This window comes from Rhodospirillum centenum SW (assembly GCF_000016185.1).
In the GTDB taxonomy this organism is placed as follows: domain Bacteria; phylum Pseudomonadota; class Alphaproteobacteria; order Azospirillales; family Azospirillaceae; genus Rhodocista; species Rhodocista centena.
In genome coordinates this window covers 2,008,349-2,022,145 of sequence record NC_011420.2, presented here as the reverse complement: position 1 = coordinate 2,022,145, position 13,797 = coordinate 2,008,349, and the positions used below count along the sequence as shown (strand labels likewise).

12 protein-coding genes and 2 tRNA genes are annotated in these 13,797 nt (G+C 70.8%); 10 read left to right on the top strand and 4 right to left on the bottom strand.

All coding sequences use genetic code 11. The annotated features are described in order from the left end of the window. The first annotated feature begins 5 nt into the window (after positions 1 to 5). The 6 genes from mreD to RC1_RS09415 all read left to right on the top strand — a co-directional run bounded on the left by mreD (position 6) and on the right by RC1_RS09415 (position 4,342). Positions 6 to 527: a rod shape-determining protein MreD gene (mreD, locus tag RC1_RS09440; RefSeq protein ID WP_012567145.1), complete on the top strand. Its 522-nt coding sequence runs from the start codon at positions 6 to 8 to the stop codon at positions 525 to 527. A gap of 4 nt (positions 528 to 531) precedes the next feature. Continuing rightward, complete coding sequence (gene mrdA / locus RC1_RS09435; RefSeq protein WP_012567144.1) at positions 532 to 2,463, top strand: penicillin-binding protein 2; 1,932 nt, start codon at positions 532 to 534, stop codon at positions 2,461 to 2,463. Next, positions 2,460 to 3,608, top strand: a complete 1,149-nt coding sequence (rodA, locus tag RC1_RS09430; protein WP_012567143.1) for a rod shape-determining protein RodA — start codon at positions 2,460 to 2,462, stop codon at positions 3,606 to 3,608. Before mrdA ends, rodA begins: the two co-directional genes overlap by 4 nt. A 151-nt stretch (positions 3,609 to 3,759) precedes the next feature. After that, positions 3,760 to 3,835 (top strand) — tRNA-Lys (locus tag RC1_RS09425). A gap of 42 nt (positions 3,836 to 3,877) precedes the next feature. Next, positions 3,878 to 3,953: transfer RNA gene (locus RC1_RS09420), tRNA-Lys, on the top strand. A gap of 203 nt (positions 3,954 to 4,156) precedes the next feature. Next, entirely contained in the window at positions 4,157 to 4,342 is a 186-nt protein-coding gene (locus tag RC1_RS09415) for a hypothetical protein (protein WP_012567142.1), read from the top strand. A gap of 12 nt (positions 4,343 to 4,354) precedes the next feature. On the opposite strand, the gene RC1_RS09410 is transcribed toward RC1_RS09415, so the two are convergent. Continuing rightward, entirely contained in the window at positions 4,355 to 4,942 is a 588-nt protein-coding gene (locus RC1_RS09410) for a biotin transporter BioY (protein WP_012567141.1), read from the bottom strand. A gap of 242 nt (positions 4,943 to 5,184) precedes the next feature. On the opposite strand from RC1_RS09410, the gene RC1_RS09405 reads away from it, so the two are divergent. After that, entirely contained in the window at positions 5,185 to 6,534 is a 1,350-nt protein-coding gene (locus RC1_RS09405) for a hypothetical protein (RefSeq protein ID WP_012567140.1), read from the top strand. Positions 6,535 to 6,546: 12 nt separating this feature from the next. Here the strand turns inward: RC1_RS09405 and RC1_RS09400 are convergent, their stop codons facing one another. Further along, positions 6,547 to 7,086 carry an acyloxyacyl hydrolase gene (locus tag RC1_RS09400; RefSeq protein WP_012567139.1) on the bottom strand — a complete coding sequence of 180 codons (540 nt, stop codon included), beginning with the start codon at positions 7,084 to 7,086 and terminating at the stop codon, positions 6,547 to 6,549. A 287-nt stretch (positions 7,087 to 7,373) separates the two neighbouring features. Here RC1_RS09400 and RC1_RS09395 point away from each other — a divergent pair, with 287 nt between their 5' ends. The 3 genes from RC1_RS09395 to RC1_RS09385 all read left to right on the top strand — a co-directional run bounded on the left by RC1_RS09395 (position 7,374) and on the right by RC1_RS09385 (position 10,438). Continuing rightward, positions 7,374 to 8,924, top strand: coding sequence for a bifunctional aminoglycoside phosphotransferase/ATP-binding protein (locus RC1_RS09395; protein ID WP_041785275.1), 1,551 nt, complete (start codon positions 7,374 to 7,376; stop codon positions 8,922 to 8,924). 112 nt (positions 8,925 to 9,036) lie between these two features. Further along, a complete protein-coding gene (locus RC1_RS09390; protein WP_012567137.1) occupies positions 9,037 to 9,903 on the top strand; it encodes a universal stress protein in 867 nt (288 codons plus the stop codon). 166 nt (positions 9,904 to 10,069) lie between these two features. Next, positions 10,070 to 10,438 (top strand): hypothetical protein, encoded by a 369-nt coding sequence (locus RC1_RS09385; RefSeq protein WP_012567136.1) that lies wholly within the window; start codon positions 10,070 to 10,072, stop codon positions 10,436 to 10,438. A gap of 49 nt (positions 10,439 to 10,487) precedes the next feature. Here RC1_RS09385 and RC1_RS09380 read toward each other — a convergent pair whose 3' ends face one another. Both RC1_RS09380 and pepN read right to left on the bottom strand, forming a co-directional pair. Continuing rightward, positions 10,488 to 11,108: an O-acetyl-ADP-ribose deacetylase gene (locus tag RC1_RS09380; RefSeq protein ID WP_083759283.1), complete on the bottom strand. Its 621-nt coding sequence runs from the start codon at positions 11,106 to 11,108 to the stop codon at positions 10,488 to 10,490. Then, positions 11,020 to 13,692, bottom strand: a complete 2,673-nt coding sequence (pepN, locus tag RC1_RS09375) for an aminopeptidase N (protein WP_012567134.1) — start codon at positions 13,690 to 13,692, stop codon at positions 11,020 to 11,022. The genes RC1_RS09380 and pepN overlap by 89 nt, the downstream gene beginning before the upstream one ends. Positions 13,693 to 13,797: the final 105 nt, after the last annotated feature.

Below are 13,797 nucleotides of genomic sequence, written 5' to 3'. Positions count from 1 at the left end.
CGGCCATGGCCGTGGGGATCTGGCAAAGGCTCGACCAGACGGGGCGCCATCTGCTGCCCTTGGGCACGACGGTGATCTTCATGCTGGTCGGCATGACCCCGACACAGATACCGGGGCTGGTGCAGGTGGCGCCGCCGCTGATGCTGATGGCCGTCGTCTACTGGGCGATCCATCGCCCCGACCTGTTGCGGCCGACGCTGGTGTTCCTGCTGGGCGTGCTGAACGACCTGCTGGGGGGCGCGCCCCTGGGCATGACGGCGCTGGTCTTCGTGCTGGCCTACTGGCTGCTGCTGACGCAGCGCCGCTTCTTCCTGGGCAACTCGTTCCTGCTGCTCTGGATCGGCTTCACCATGGTGGCGCTGGGGGCTGCGGCGGTGCAGTGGGCGGTCTATTCCCTGATGGCGGCGGAGCTGCTCACGTTCCGGGCGGCGGGCTTCCAGGTGATGCTGGCGACCGCCGTGTTTCCGCTGGCGGCCTGGGTGCTGATGCGTCTGCATCGCGCCTTCCTGATGGACGAGGAGGGCTGAGGCCGTGCTGTCCGCTTTCGACCGTGATGCCGAACGCCAGCGCGTCCTGACCCGCCGGACCCTGGTGCTGGGCGGTCTGCAGGCCGCGGCCGTCTCGGCGCTCGTGGGCCGGCTCTACTATCTCCAGATCGTGGAGAGCGACAAATACTCCATGCTGGCGGAGGAGAACCGCATCAGCCTGCGGCTGGTGGCGCCGCCGCGCGGCCTGATCGTGGACCGTTACGGTGTGCCGCTGGCGGTCAATGAGCAGAACTTCCGTCTGCTGCTGACCAGCGAGCGGGCGGGCGACGTGGATCTGATCCTGGAACAGGTCGCCGGACTCGTGCCGCTGGGGGATACGGACTACCGCCGTATCCGGCGCGACATCCAGCGCTCCCGTTCCTTCGTCCCGGTCACGGTGCGGGAGAACCTGACCTGGGACCAGGTCTCCGCGGTGGAGGTCAACCTGCCGGACCTGCCCGGCATCTCCATCGACGTGGGGCAGGTGCGCAGCTACCCCTTCGGCGAGGCGACGGCCCATGTGCTGGGCTATGTCGGTGCCGTGACGGAGAAGGAGCTTCAAGGGTCGGAGGACCCGCTGCTGACCCTGCCCGGCTTCCGCACCGGCAAGAGCGGCATCGAGCGGGCGCATGACCTCGCGCTGCGCGGTACCGGCGGCACCGTGCAGTTCGAAGTGAACGCCGTCGGCCGTGTCGTGCGCGAACTGTCCCGCAATGACGGTCAGCCGGGGCGGGAGGTGGCGCTGACCATCGACGCCAAGCTCCAGCACTATGTGCAGCAGCGCCTGTCCAGCGAACAGAGCGCCGCTGCCGTGGTCATGGACGTGCATTCCGGCGGTATCCAGGCCCTCTGCTCCAGCCCCAGCTTCGACCCCAACCAGTTCGCCATGGGGATCAGTCTGGATCTCTGGAAGCGGCTGACCTCGGACGAGACCTCGCCGCTGACCAACAAGGTGATCGCGGGCCTCTACGCGCCCGGGTCCACCTTCAAGATGATCGTCGCCCTGGCGGCGCTGGAGCACGGCATCGTCAGCCCCGACTTCCGCGTCTTCTGTCCCGGACACTACGAGCTGGGCAGCCACCGCTTCCACTGCTGGAAGAAGGGCGGTCACGGCGCGATGAGCATGCATGATGCCATCAAGCATTCCTGCGACACCTATTTCTACGAGGTGTCGCGCCGTGTCGGCGTCGATCGCATCGCCGAGATGGCCCGCCGCTTCGGCCTCGGCCAGCCGACGGAGATCGACCTGCCCGGGGAGCGCGGCGGGCTCGTCCCCGATTCCCGCTGGAAGCGCGAACGCCTCAAGGCCGGCTGGTACGAGGGGGAGACGCTGATCGTCTCCATCGGCCAGGGATACATGCTGGCGACGCCGATCCAGCTCGCCGTGATGCAGTCGCGCCTCGTCAACGGCGGCTTCGCCGTGAGGCCGCACCTGACCCGCTCGGTCGAAGGGCAGGAACAGGAACGGACGCAGTGGCCCTCCATCGGGGTCAGGCCGGAGAATCTGGCGGTCATCGCCCGCGCCATGGCGGCCGTGACCATGGAGCCCGGCGGCACCGCCTTCTCCCAGCGCATCACCCAGCCCGACATGGCCATGGGCGGCAAGACCGGGACCAGCCAGGTCCGCCGCATCAGCATGGCCGAGCGTGCCACCGGCGTGCGCAAGAACGAGGATCTGCCCTGGCGCGAGCGCGACCACGCGCTGTTCGTCGGCTACGCCCCGGTGCAGTCGCCGCGCTACGCCGTGGCCGTGATCGTCGAGCATGGCGGCGGCGGCGGCAAGGTGGCGGCCCCGATCGGCCGTGACATCCTGCTGGAATGCCAGATGCTGGACGCCATGCGGATCGCGCCGGCGCAGGCGGCGGCGCTGCCCGTCCGCCCCGCGCCGGCCGTGGCCGCCCAGCCCGGATCCGGGGCCGAGGAGGACGAGGAATGAGCTGGGACCTCGGCGTCGACCACAACGACATGACGATCGCGGAGAAGCTGGGCCAGGTCTCCTGGAGCCTGGTGCTGCTGATCATCGTCGTCGCCTCGATCGGTTTCGCCATGCTCTATTCCGCGGCGAACGGCAGCTTCGACCCCTGGGCCTCGCGCCAGATGGTCCGCTTCGCCGCGGGGCTGGGCATGATGATGGTGGTGGCGCTGGTGGACATCCGCGTCTGGATGCGGCTCGCCTATCCGCTCTACGCCCTGTCGCTGGTGCTGCTGATCGGCGTGGAACTGGTGGGCCAGATCGGCATGGGGGCCCAGCGCTGGATCGACCTGGGCTTCATCCAGTTGCAGCCGTCGGAGCTGATGAAGGTCTGCCTCGTGCTGGCGCTGGCCCGCTACTTCCACGGCGCCAGCCTGGAGGATACGGGCCGCATCTCGTACCTGCTGCCGCCCCTGCTGCTGGTGCTGATGCCGGTGGCGCTGGTGCTGATGCAGCCGAACCTGGGCACGTCGCTGATGCTGCTGATGGTGACGGGGGCGATCTTCTTCCTGGTCGGGGTGCGGCTCTGGAAGTTCGCGCTGGTCATCGGCAGCGGGCTGGCCGCCATCCCCGTCGTCTGGCAGTTCATGCACGACTACCAGAGGAACCGGGTCCGCACCTTCCTGAACCCGGAGGAGGACCCGCTCGGCACCGGCTATCACATCATGCAGTCCAAGATCGCGCTGGGGTCGGGCGGGATGTTCGGCAAGGGCTTCCTGATGGGCAGCCAGAGCCATCTGAACTTCCTGCCGGAGAAGCAGACGGACTTCATCTTCACCATGCTGGGGGAGGAGTTCGGGCTGACCGGCAGCCTGGGCTTCCTGGGGCTCTACTGCCTGCTGCTGGTCTACGGGCTGGTCATCGGCCTGCGCTGCCGCCACCAGTTCGGCCGGCTGGTGGCGCTGGGGCTGACCTTCAACCTGTTCCTCTACCTCTTCATCAACTGCGCCATGAACATGGGGCTGATCCCGGTGGTCGGTATTCCGCTGCCGCTGATCTCCTATGGCGGCACCGCGACCCTGACCGTCATGATCGGGTTCGGGCTGCTCATGTCGGTGCATATCCACCGCGATGTCCGCCTGTCGCGGCGGGGACTGACGGATTTCTGACGGGGCCGGCGGGGAAGGGCTGCTGTCCGCCCCGTCCGGTCGGGGGACTTTTCCCTATCGACAAGCCCGCCGCCCTTTGCTATACCGCGCGCCTCGCAGGGAGGTTGCTTCCTCCCGCCGCGCGGCGCGTTGCGTCGGACGGTCGAAGGTCGGGTGTATAGCTCAGTTGGTAGAGCAGCTGACTCTTAATCAGCGGGTCCAAGGTTCGAGTCCTTGTACACCCACCACCTTCCGTCCTGTCCCTCCACGCCGTCCGGCAGCGCCGGTCCGGGTGTATAGCTCAGTTGGTAGAGCAGCTGACTCTTAATCAGCGGGTCCAAGGTTCGAGTCCTTGTACACCCACCACCGGCTCCGTTCCCCAGGCGGAACGATCTTTTCCCAGACATGACGGTTCCGGCTCCGTAACGGCCGCTCCATAACGCTCTTTGACGCCGCGGATGTCTTTCCTGCATGCGGGCGCCCTGTCCCTTGGGTCAGGGCGGGGGGCCGCTAACGGACCGGCAATGCTTCCTGCCTAGGCTGCCCCTTCCGGACGGGAGGGGGTGGCGATGGACTGGCTGAAGTTCGAGACGGACGCGGCGGCGGCGCGGGGCGATCTGACCGCCTGGGCGGGGGGCGGTCTGGTCTGGGCCGCGGTGACGCTGCTCGCCCTGGGGCAGCCTGTCGGCATGATCCTCGGGGCCACGCTCGCGGTGCTGCTGCGCCGGGTGCTGCGGTCCGTCGTCGTTTTCTGAGGACCGATGCCGTCAGGTCCCCCGCCGCGGCCGCAGCCGTTCGACCGCCCGCACGCTGGCGGCGGCCAGGGCGCTCTTCAGCACCATGCCGGCCAGGAAGGGCAGCACGCCCGCATGCAGTGCCTTCTCCGCGCCGACGAAGCCCGACAGCCAGACGAACCCCGCCGCCAGGATCAGGGCATGGCCCGCCAGCAGGGATGTCAGCAGCCGCGGCAGCGTCGCGCGCCAGCCCCGCTCGGCCAGGAAACCGCAGAGTGCGGCGGCGACGGGAAAGGCGGCCAGATAGCCCCCCGTGGGGCCGGTCAGCACTGCCGTTCCCGCGTGGCCGCCGGCGAAGACGGGCAGGCCCAGGGCCCCTTGCAGCAGGTACAGGGCCAGGGCGGCGGCACCCAGGCGCCAGCCGCAAAGGGTGCCGACCAGCACCACGGCCCAGGTCTGCATCGTCATCGGCACCGGGATCATCGGCACCTCGACCCAGGCCGCGCCCGCCACCGCCCAGCTCGCGGCCAGGGCGATGGTCAGGCGGCCCGCCAGCCCGGCGGGCAGAAGGCGCTCCTCGGAGCGGACGGGAAGGCCCGGGCCGGGCTTCGTCGGGGGCATGATCTGTCCTGCTGGCGGCGGCCCGCGGCGCGGGCGGTCGGTGCGGCGGGACGATAGGGCGCTCGCGGGGCCGGGGGCAAGCGGGCATGCCGGTCCGCCAGGACCGCCCTTCCGGGGCCTGCCCGCGCGGCGGTCGGTCGCTGGCGCGCTTGACGTGGGTCAAGGTTCCCTGGGGCATTTGCCCCAAATGTTAACCAAAGTTCCGGCGTCTGCCCGCTGCCGGTCCGTGCTGTGAGCCTGCCATGAAGACCGAGGAAAGCCGCCTGCTTGCCGATGCCGCCGCCCTGTCCCGGCCTGACCAGCCGGTACGGCATGCGGTCATCCTGGATCTGTCGGGCGTGCTCCACATCGACGAGCCGGTGTTCCACCGCACGCTCGCCCGCTGGCTGACGGGGGAGGCGTCGGCGCCGGCCGACGCCGAGGAGCCTGCGCCTGCCGGAACCATCGATGCCTACGAGCTGGTGCGCAACCGCCTCGCCCTGATCATCGACGAGGGCCGGCTGGCCGAGCGCCGCGCCGTCCTGACCCAGGTCGCGGAACTGCTGGCCGAGCACCGGCGCGGTCTGCTGAAGGCCGCCTGGTTCGAGCTGCCGCGGGATGCGGACGGTTTCGTCAGAACGGTCCGCCTGCTGGCCGAGGAGGCGATGCCGGGTGACCGGCCGGGCTCGTTGCCCGCCGACGACCGGCTCGGCCGCTTCATGGCGGTGGAGCGGTCGCTGCACGCCATGGATCTGACCGTTCTGGTGCGGCAGCAGCCCATTTACCGCTTCACCGACCCGGAGACGCGGCAGGGCGGCGCCCCGGTGGCCGAACCCGATCCCGTGATGCTGGAGCTGACGGTGGCGCTGCCGGAGCTGGAGCGTCTGTTCGACGTGCCGGTGCAGCGCGACCCCTGGCTCTACACCCGGGTGACGGAACTGCTGGACCGGCGGATGCTCTCCCACCTGCTGCACGACCGTGACACCCATCAGCTGCCGGTGGCCGTCAAGCTGCACGCCGCCACCGTCTGCTCCCCGGAGTTCTCCCGGCTGATCGCGGAGTTTCCGGCCAAACGGTACGGCCGCGTGGTGGTGGAGCTGCCCTGGCTGGAATGGGAGACGGACCGCGACCGGGTGGTGCAGGCCATCGCCGTGGCGCGCGGCAAGGCTCTGGGGGTCGCCCTGGACCATGTGCCGCTGACGGCGCTGGGGGCCGGCCGCTTCCCCGAGATGGACTATTTCCGGGTGCCGTGGCTGGACGACGCCGGGCGGTCGAATTCGCTCGACGGGGCGGCCGCGATCCTGGAGACGGTCGGGGTGGACCGCTGCATCCTGGCCCGCTGCGCCGAACGCCGCGCGGTGGAGGAGGGGCTGCTCGCCGGCTTCCGCCTGCTTCAGGGGGCGGCCGTGACCCGTTTCGTCACCCGGCACGAGGAGATGGAGTGGGACAGCACGCGCGACCGGGACGGCAGGGCCGAACCCGCCGGAGAGACAGCCCCGGAGGGCGTCGCGTCCCCGGCCGAAGCCAGCGTCGGCGGATGGCTGTCCCGCCTGCTGCGTCGTCCTTCTCCGCCGCCCGCGGTACCCGCGGATGCCGGAGACGCCAAGGCATAGAAGGCTGCCGGTTCAGTTGCCGAACAGCCAGGAGGACGGGAAGTGCCAGTAGACGGTCAGGATCTCGGAGCCCGGATTGGCCTCCGTGATGCCGCCGTTGGAGATGTGGCCGTAGGCGATACCCAGGCGGCTGTCGTTCTCGAAGCGGTAGGACAGTTCGGCCTGTGAGCGGAACTCCAGGGCTGATCCGAGCTGCTTGCCGTTGCCGTCATAGTGCAGGCCGGCGCCGAAGCTGGGGGTCAGGTTCAACGGCCCGATCGGGATGTCCAGGACCAGCCCGCCGCCGCCGTAGACACCGCCGTCCGACGTCACCTCCGCCCCGACCCAGGGCCGCACGGTAAGCCAGTCGCCGGCTTCCAGCAGAGCCGCCCCGAACCTGTATTCCAGGCGGAAATCGGCAGCCTGGTTGCGCGGCTGGTTGTCGTCCACGTCGAACTTGCCGGCGCCCAGGCTGAACAGGTCGGGCTGTGCGCGGTCCTCGGCTCTGGCGCCCCCGGACAGGACCGCCAGCCCGACAAGGCAGAGCAGGGCTGACAAGAAGCGGCGGACCAAGATTACCCCCAACGCGCAGAGCCAACGGCGGACCGGATTGATTCCGGAACGATCGTCGCACCGCAAGGCCAATACTCCCTTGAACGCCGCGGGTCTGCCTTTCCCGACGGGGTGTTGCCGTCCGGTGACTCGCCCGCCCGCCGTGGGACGGTCGCACGGTGTGGCGGACCGGGGCGGGCTACCCCGGTCACGGGCGGTCGGCGCAGATGGGCGGTCTCCGGATGTGCGTCCTCTTCGCGCGCTCAAGGCACTCGAAATGTCATCTGGATTCGCTATGGTCGGTGGTCATGGACGCGGCTACCCCGACCACGGCGCAGGCGGACGTGATCGCCTTCCTCGGCGATCCGATGACCCATGGCGGCCAGCCGGTGGAGCGGATCGACACGCATGGCGCCATCGTCTTCATGGCCGGCGACCGGGCCTGGAAGCTGAAGCGGGCCGTCCGGCTGCCCTATCTCGACTTCTCCACGCTGGAGCGCCGGCGTGCCGCCTGTGCGGCGGAGCTGGCGCTGAACCGGCGCACGGCGCCGGACCTCTATCTCCGCACCGTCCCCCTGCTGCGCAGGCCCGATGGTGGGTTGACCCTGGACCCGGCGGCGCGGCAGGGCGAGCCGGCGGACTGGGTCGTGGAGATGCGCCGCTTCCGGGACGAGGATCTGTTCGACCGCATGGCGGAGCGGCGGGCCCTGACCCCCGCCCTGATGCGGGAACTGGCCGAAACCATCGCCGGCTTCCATGAAGAGGCGGAGCCCCGCACCGACCTGGGCGGAGCGGCGACCATGGCCGGTCTCGTCGCCGGCGTGCTGGCGGAGCTGCGCCGCTTCCCTGAGCTGTTCGCCGCGTCCCGTGTCCGGCTGCTGGAGCATCTGTTCGGGCAGGAGCTGGAGCGCCACGGCGCCCAGCTCGACCGCCGGCGCGACGCCGGCTATGTGCGCCACTGCCATGGCGACCTGCACCTGCGGAACATCGTCCTCTGGCAGGGCCATCCGGTGCCCTTCGACTGTCTGGAGTTCGACGAGGCCCTGGCGGTCACGGACGTTCTCTACGACCTCGCCTTCCTGCTGATGGATCTGGAGCACCGTCGGCTGCGGCCGCTGGCGAACGTGCTGTTCAACCGCTACCTGGAACTGTCGGGCGACCTCGCCGGGCTGGCGCTGATGCCGCTGTTCCTGGCGCTCCGGGCTGGCATCCGGGCCCATGCCGGCGCCACCGCCGCGGCGGCGCAGCAGGCCCCGTCGGTGGCCGAGGCGATGCGGGCCGACGCCGCGGCGCACCTGACGCTGGCCTTGCAGGTTCTGACCCCGCCGGCGCCGCGGCTGGTCGCCATCGGCGGCCTGTCGGGCACCGGCAAGTCCACTCTGGCGCGCTGGCTGGCGCCGGAGATCGGGCCGGCGCCCGGCGCCGTGATCCTGCGCAGCGACGGGCTGCGCAAGCGCCTGCTGGGCGTGGACGAGCGCACCCGGCTGCCGCCGGAGAGCTACAGCGAGGCCGTGACCGGCCGCGTCTATGCCGAGATCGCCGGCCGCGCCGGCCTGGCGCTGGAGAGTCGGCATGCGGTCATCTGCGATGCCGTCTATGCCCGGGCGGAGCAGCGGGCCGCCATCGAGGCCATCGCCCGCGCCGCCGGACAGCCCTTCGCCGGCCTCTGGCTGGTGGCGGACCAGGAGACTCAGCTCGCCCGCGTGGGCGAGCGTTCGGGGGACGCGTCCGATGCCACCGCCGACGTGGTGCGCCGCCAGGGCGCCTACGATCTGGGGGAGATGCGCTGGGAGATCATCCCGGCCAGCGGCCCGCCGGCCGATGTCGCGGCCATCGCGCGGCGGCTGATCGTCGCCTGACGCCGCCCGCGACCCCGGGTCCGTCCCGCTATTGACGCACGTCAATGAGGGGGGGCGGGGGGCATCCTACGGTCCGTTGACGGTTCCGTCTGGAACGAAGGGGTAACGGGCCATGGCCTTCAAGAAGATCCTGTGCGTCCTGTGCGGTTGCGGCGGGGATGAGGCGGCTGTCGCCAGCGCCTTCTCCGTGGCCCGCCGGTTCGAGGCGCACGTTCAGGGGCTGTTCGTCAGCGGCGATCCCCGCGACGCGGTTCCCATGCTCGGCGAGGGCGTGTCCGGCTCGCTGGTGCAGCAGGTGATGGACATCGCCCGCAAGGAAGGGGCGGAGCACGCCACCCATGCGCGGGCCTGCTTCGATGCCGGCCGCGTCGCGGCCGGCGCCGTGCCTGCGACCGAGGGGCCCGGCCCGGGCGGCGTCACCACCTCCTGGACCGAGCAGGTCGGCCGGCCGGAGGACACGGTGATCGCCTTCGCCCGTGTCGCCGACCTTGTCGTCTTCCCGCACATCACGACGACCGAGGAGAGCCAGGGCATCCTGATGTTCGAGGCCGCGCTGATGGCCGGCGGCAAGCCGATCCTCGTGGCCCCGCCGACGGCGCCGCACAGCATCGGCAGCCACCCGGCGGTCGCCTGGAACGGCAGCATCGAGGCCGCCCGCACCGTCGGCCTGTCGATGACCCTGCTGGCCGCGGCGGACGATGTCCACATCCTGACTGCCGGCACCGGCAAGACGGCGACGGCCCATGGCGACCGGCTGGCGGCGCTGCTGGCGTGGCACGGCATCCACAGCACGCCCTATGCCGTGACCGTCGGGCATGAGCCGGTCGGGGCCGCACTCCTGCGCTCCGCGGCGGAGGTCGGGTCCGACCTGCTGGTCATGGGCGGCTACGGCCATTCGCGCCTGCGCGAGATGATCCTCGGCGGCGTCACCCGGCATGTGCTGAACCAGGCGACCATTCCGGTGTTGATGGGCCACTGAGCGCGATCCGACGGGGGCGCTCCACGGCCCGGACGGAACGGTCCGGGCCGGTCGGCCGGCACGGTCGATCGCGCGGAGAGCGGGCGCGCGGCAGAACTGGCCCAGGGTCGCAAGAAGCCCGGGCAGGCGAAGCATCGCGCCGGAACGGCGCGGGAGGAGGACGCCCATGGCACTGCGCAGGATCCGGCTGGAACTGGCCCGCACCCACGAATTCCCCGAGGGTGCGGCCGACCGCGGCTACGAATTCGTGGCCCCGCTGACGGTCGACGGGCATCTCGACAAGGACGGCTGGCATGAGGCGCGCGAGCAGTGCCTCGTCCGCCGGTTCTGGGCCGGGGAGCCGGACGAGCGCGGCCGCCTCGTCCATCGCGGCTCGGCCTGGTACTTCCACTATGACGGGGTGGAGGCGGAGGACGACGAGCCGATCTTCCGGTTCGACCGCCACACCTTCAACCAGGGCGACTATGTTTCCGTCACCGAGCATGACGGGGAGCAGCGTCCCTTCAAGGTGGTTTCCGTCACCGACCCGCACTGACGCTGCCCGCCCGGCAGCCGCCCCCCGGCCGCTGCGCGGCGGTCGGGGATCATGCCGGCGCCTCGCCCGCCAGGGCGGCGCGGTGCAGCCGTGCGCTCTCCGCGCTGAAGCAGCAGAAGACGACACGCTCCAGCAGGCCGGCGTTCGCCGCCACGAAGCCGCGCACCGTCGCCACCGCCAGCCGCGCCGCCGGGGCCGCCGGGTAGCCGTAGACTCCGGTCGAGATGGCGGGGAAGGCGATGCTGCGCAGCGTGTGCTCCGCCGCCAGCTCCAGCGAGCGCCGGTAGCAGGCGGCCAGCAGGTCCGGCTCGCCCGCCCCGCCGCCGCGCCAGACCGGCCCGACGGTGTGGATGACGAACCGGGCCGGCAGGCGGAAGCCGGGGGTGATGACGGCCCCGCCCGTCGGACACCCCCCGAAGGGCCGCAGTGCCGCCTGCATCTCCGCCCATCCGGCCGCCCGGTGGATGGCCCCGTCCACGCCGCCGCCGCCGGCAAGCCGGTCGTTGGCGGCGTTGACGATGGCGTCGAGGGCGAGTGTCGTGATGTCGCCCTCGACGACCTCCAGCCGCGTCGTTACCGGTTCAGCCGTCCAGGCTGCGCTCGACGATCTCGAACACGTCCGGCGACAGGCCCGGCGTCGCCTGGATGCGTTCGAGCTGGGCACGGGCATGCGCCTGCCGGCCGGCGTCGAACTTGCGCCAGCGGGCGAAGGCCTTGACCATGCGGGAGGCGACCTGCGGGTTCAGCCCGTCCAGCTCCAGCACCCGCTCGGCCAGGAAGGCGTAGCCGGACCCGTCGGCGGCATGGAAGCGCGCCTGGTTGGCCGTGAAGCCGCCGATCAGGGCATAGACCTTGTTCGGGTTGCGGATGGAGAAGGCGGGATGGCCCGTCAGCCGGCGCACCCGCTCCAGCGTGTCCGGCCGGCCCGACAGGGCCTGGACCGTGAACCACTTGTCCATCACCAGCGGCTCGCCCTGCCACCTGGTGGCGAAGGCTTCAAGGCACGCCTCCCGCTCCGGCAGGTCGCTGTCCGCGATCAGGGACAGCGCGGCCAGCACGTCGGTCATGCCGGAGCCGCCGCGGTACTGCTCCAGGCAGAGGGCGGCGGCCTCGGCATCGCCAGCCGCCATCAGGTAGCCCAGACAGGCGTTCTTCAGCGCCCGGCGGCCCATCGCCTCCGGCGTGATGGCGAAGGGGCCGTCCTCGCGGCACTCCCCGTAGAGGCGCCGCAGTGCCGCCCCCAGGCTGCTGCCGACCGTCCGCCGGATCGTCTCCCGCGCCTCGTGCAGCCCGTCGGGGTCCACCACCTCCATGGACTGGCCCAGATAGCCCTCGCTGGGCAGCATCAGGGCCAGGGCGGCGAAGCTGCGGTCCTCGTGCGCCCGCGCCAGCGTGGCGCCGACGGCCTCCACGAAGGCCGGCGGCACGGTCATGGCGCGGCCGGCGGTCCGCTCGGCGACCATGCCCAGGATGATGCGGGTGGCCAGGGTCTGCCCGGCTTCCCAGCGGTTGAAGGCGTCGCTGTCCTTCGCCATCAGGAAGGTCAGCTCGGCGTCGGAGCAGGGGAAGCGCAGCCGCACCGGGGCGGAGAAGCCGCGGAACAGCGACGGCACCGGCGCCGCCGGCACGTCCACGAAGGTGAAGCTCTGGCTGGCTTCCGTCAGGTGCAGCACGCGGGTGCTGCCGGCCGCGGCGGCCTCCCCCTCCAGCCGCAGCGGCAGGTCGGCGCCGTCCGGACCGACCAGCCCCAGCGCCACCGGGATCAGCAGCGGCGCCTTCTCCGGCTGGCCCGGCGTCGGGGCCAGCGACTGCCGCAGGGTCAGCCGGTAGCTGCGCGACGCGGCGTCGTAGGCGCCGTCCGCCTCCACCACCGGCGTGCCGGCCTGCCGGTACCAGAGCTGGAACTGCGCCCAGTCCACGGCGGCGTCGGGGTTGGCGTCGCGCATGGCGGCCAGGAAGTCGTCGGTCGTCACCGCCTGACCGTCATGGCGCTGGAAGTAGAGGTCGATGCCCTTGCGGTAGCCCTGCGGCCCCAGAAGGGTCCGGTACATGCGCAGGACCTCGGCCCCCTTCTCGTAGACGGTGGGGGTGTAGAAGTTGTTGATCTCGATATAGCTCTCCGGCCGCACCGGGTGCGCCGTGGGGCCGGCATCCTCGGCGAACTGGACCTGCCGCAGCCGAGTCACGTCCTGGATGCGCTTCACGGGGGCCGAGTTCATGTCGGCGGAGAACTGCTGGTCGCGGAAGACCGTCAGCCCTTCCTTCAGGGAAAGCTGGAACCAGTCGCGGCAGGTGACGCGGTTGCCGGTCCAGTTATGGAAGTATTCGTGCGCCACCACCGTCTCGATGCCCAGGAAGTCGGTGTCCGTCGCCGTCTCCGGGTTGGCGAGCACGTACTTGGTGTTGAAGACGTTCAGGCTCTTGTTCTCCATCGCGCCCATGTTGAAGTCGGACACGGCGACGATGTTGAAGATGTCCAGGTCGTATTCCAGGCCGTAGGCGTCCTCGTCCCACTTCATGGACTTCTTCAGGCTGTCCATGGCGTGGGCGACCTTGCCCTCGTTGCCCGGCTCCACGAAGATCCGCAGCGTGACCTCGCGGCCGGAGCGGGTGACGAAGCGGTCCTCCACCTGGGTCAGCGCGCCGGCCACCATGGCGAACAGGTAGCTGGGCTTCGGCCAGGGGTCGTTCCAGCGCGCCCAGTGGCGGCCGTCCAGCCGGTCGCCCTGGTCCACCAGGTTGCCGTTGGACAGCAGCACCGGATAGCGCGCCTTCTCCGCCTCGATGGTGACGGTGTAGCGGGCCATCACGTCGGGCCGGTCCAGGAAGTAGGTGATGCGGCGGAAGCCCTCGGCCTCGCACTGGGTGCAGTAGTTGCCGGAGGACTTGTAGAGACCCTGGAGGGCGGTGTTCTCCTGCGGCTTGATGCGGGTGACGATCTCCACCGTCGCCGCCTCGGGCAGCCGCGGCACGGTCAGGCTCTCCGCCGTCACGGCATAGTCGGCCGGGTGCAGCAGCCGGTTGTCCACGGTGACGCTGACCAGCTCCATCGCCTCGCCGTCCAGCACCAGCGGCGCCGGCCCCTCGGCGGCGCGGACCGGGTTCCGGCGCACGGCGAGGCGGGAGGTCACGGTCGTCACGTCCTCCCGCAGATCGACATGCAGCTCGACCGTGTCGATCAGCCACGCGGGCGGGGCGTAGTCGCTGAGGTGGATCGCCTTCGGGGCGGCGGGCGTGGTGCCAACGATGTCCATGGTGCTCGGTCTTTCGTTCCGGCCTTCGGTTCGGGCCTTCGTTCCGGTGCCCGTGACGGGCTGCGCTCTGTTCCGGAAGATAGGCCAGCGACCGCGGCAAGTCAC

Excerpts from the sequence above, each read along its gene's own strand:
- RC1_RS09415 (WP_012567142.1), top strand. The coding sequence starts at position 4,157 with ATGGACTGGCTGAAGTTCGAGACGGACGCGGCGGCGGCGCGGGGCGAT.
- RC1_RS09395 (WP_041785275.1), top strand. The coding sequence starts at position 7,374 with ATGGACGCGGCTACCCCGACCACGGCGCAGGCGGACGTGATCGCCTTC.
- RC1_RS09385 (WP_012567136.1), top strand. The coding sequence starts at position 10,070 with ATGGCACTGCGCAGGATCCGGCTGGAACTGGCCCGCACCCACGAATTC.
- RC1_RS09410 (WP_012567141.1), bottom strand. The coding sequence starts at position 4,942 with ATGCCCCCGACGAAGCCCGGCCCGGGCCTTCCCGTCCGCTCCGAGGAG.
- RC1_RS09405 (WP_012567140.1), top strand. The coding sequence starts at position 5,185 with ATGAAGACCGAGGAAAGCCGCCTGCTTGCCGATGCCGCCGCCCTGTCC.
- pepN (WP_012567134.1), bottom strand. The coding sequence starts at position 13,692 with ATGGACATCGTTGGCACCACGCCCGCCGCCCCGAAGGCGATCCACCTC.
- rodA (WP_012567143.1), top strand. The coding sequence starts at position 2,460 with ATGAGCTGGGACCTCGGCGTCGACCACAACGACATGACGATCGCGGAG.
- mreD (WP_012567145.1), top strand. The coding sequence starts at position 6 with ATGGCCGTGGGGATCTGGCAAAGGCTCGACCAGACGGGGCGCCATCTG.
- RC1_RS09380 (WP_083759283.1), bottom strand. The coding sequence starts at position 11,108 with ATGCCCGTGCCCAGCTCGAACGCATCCAGGCGACGCCGGGCCTGTCGC.
- RC1_RS09390 (WP_012567137.1), top strand. The coding sequence starts at position 9,037 with ATGGCCTTCAAGAAGATCCTGTGCGTCCTGTGCGGTTGCGGCGGGGAT.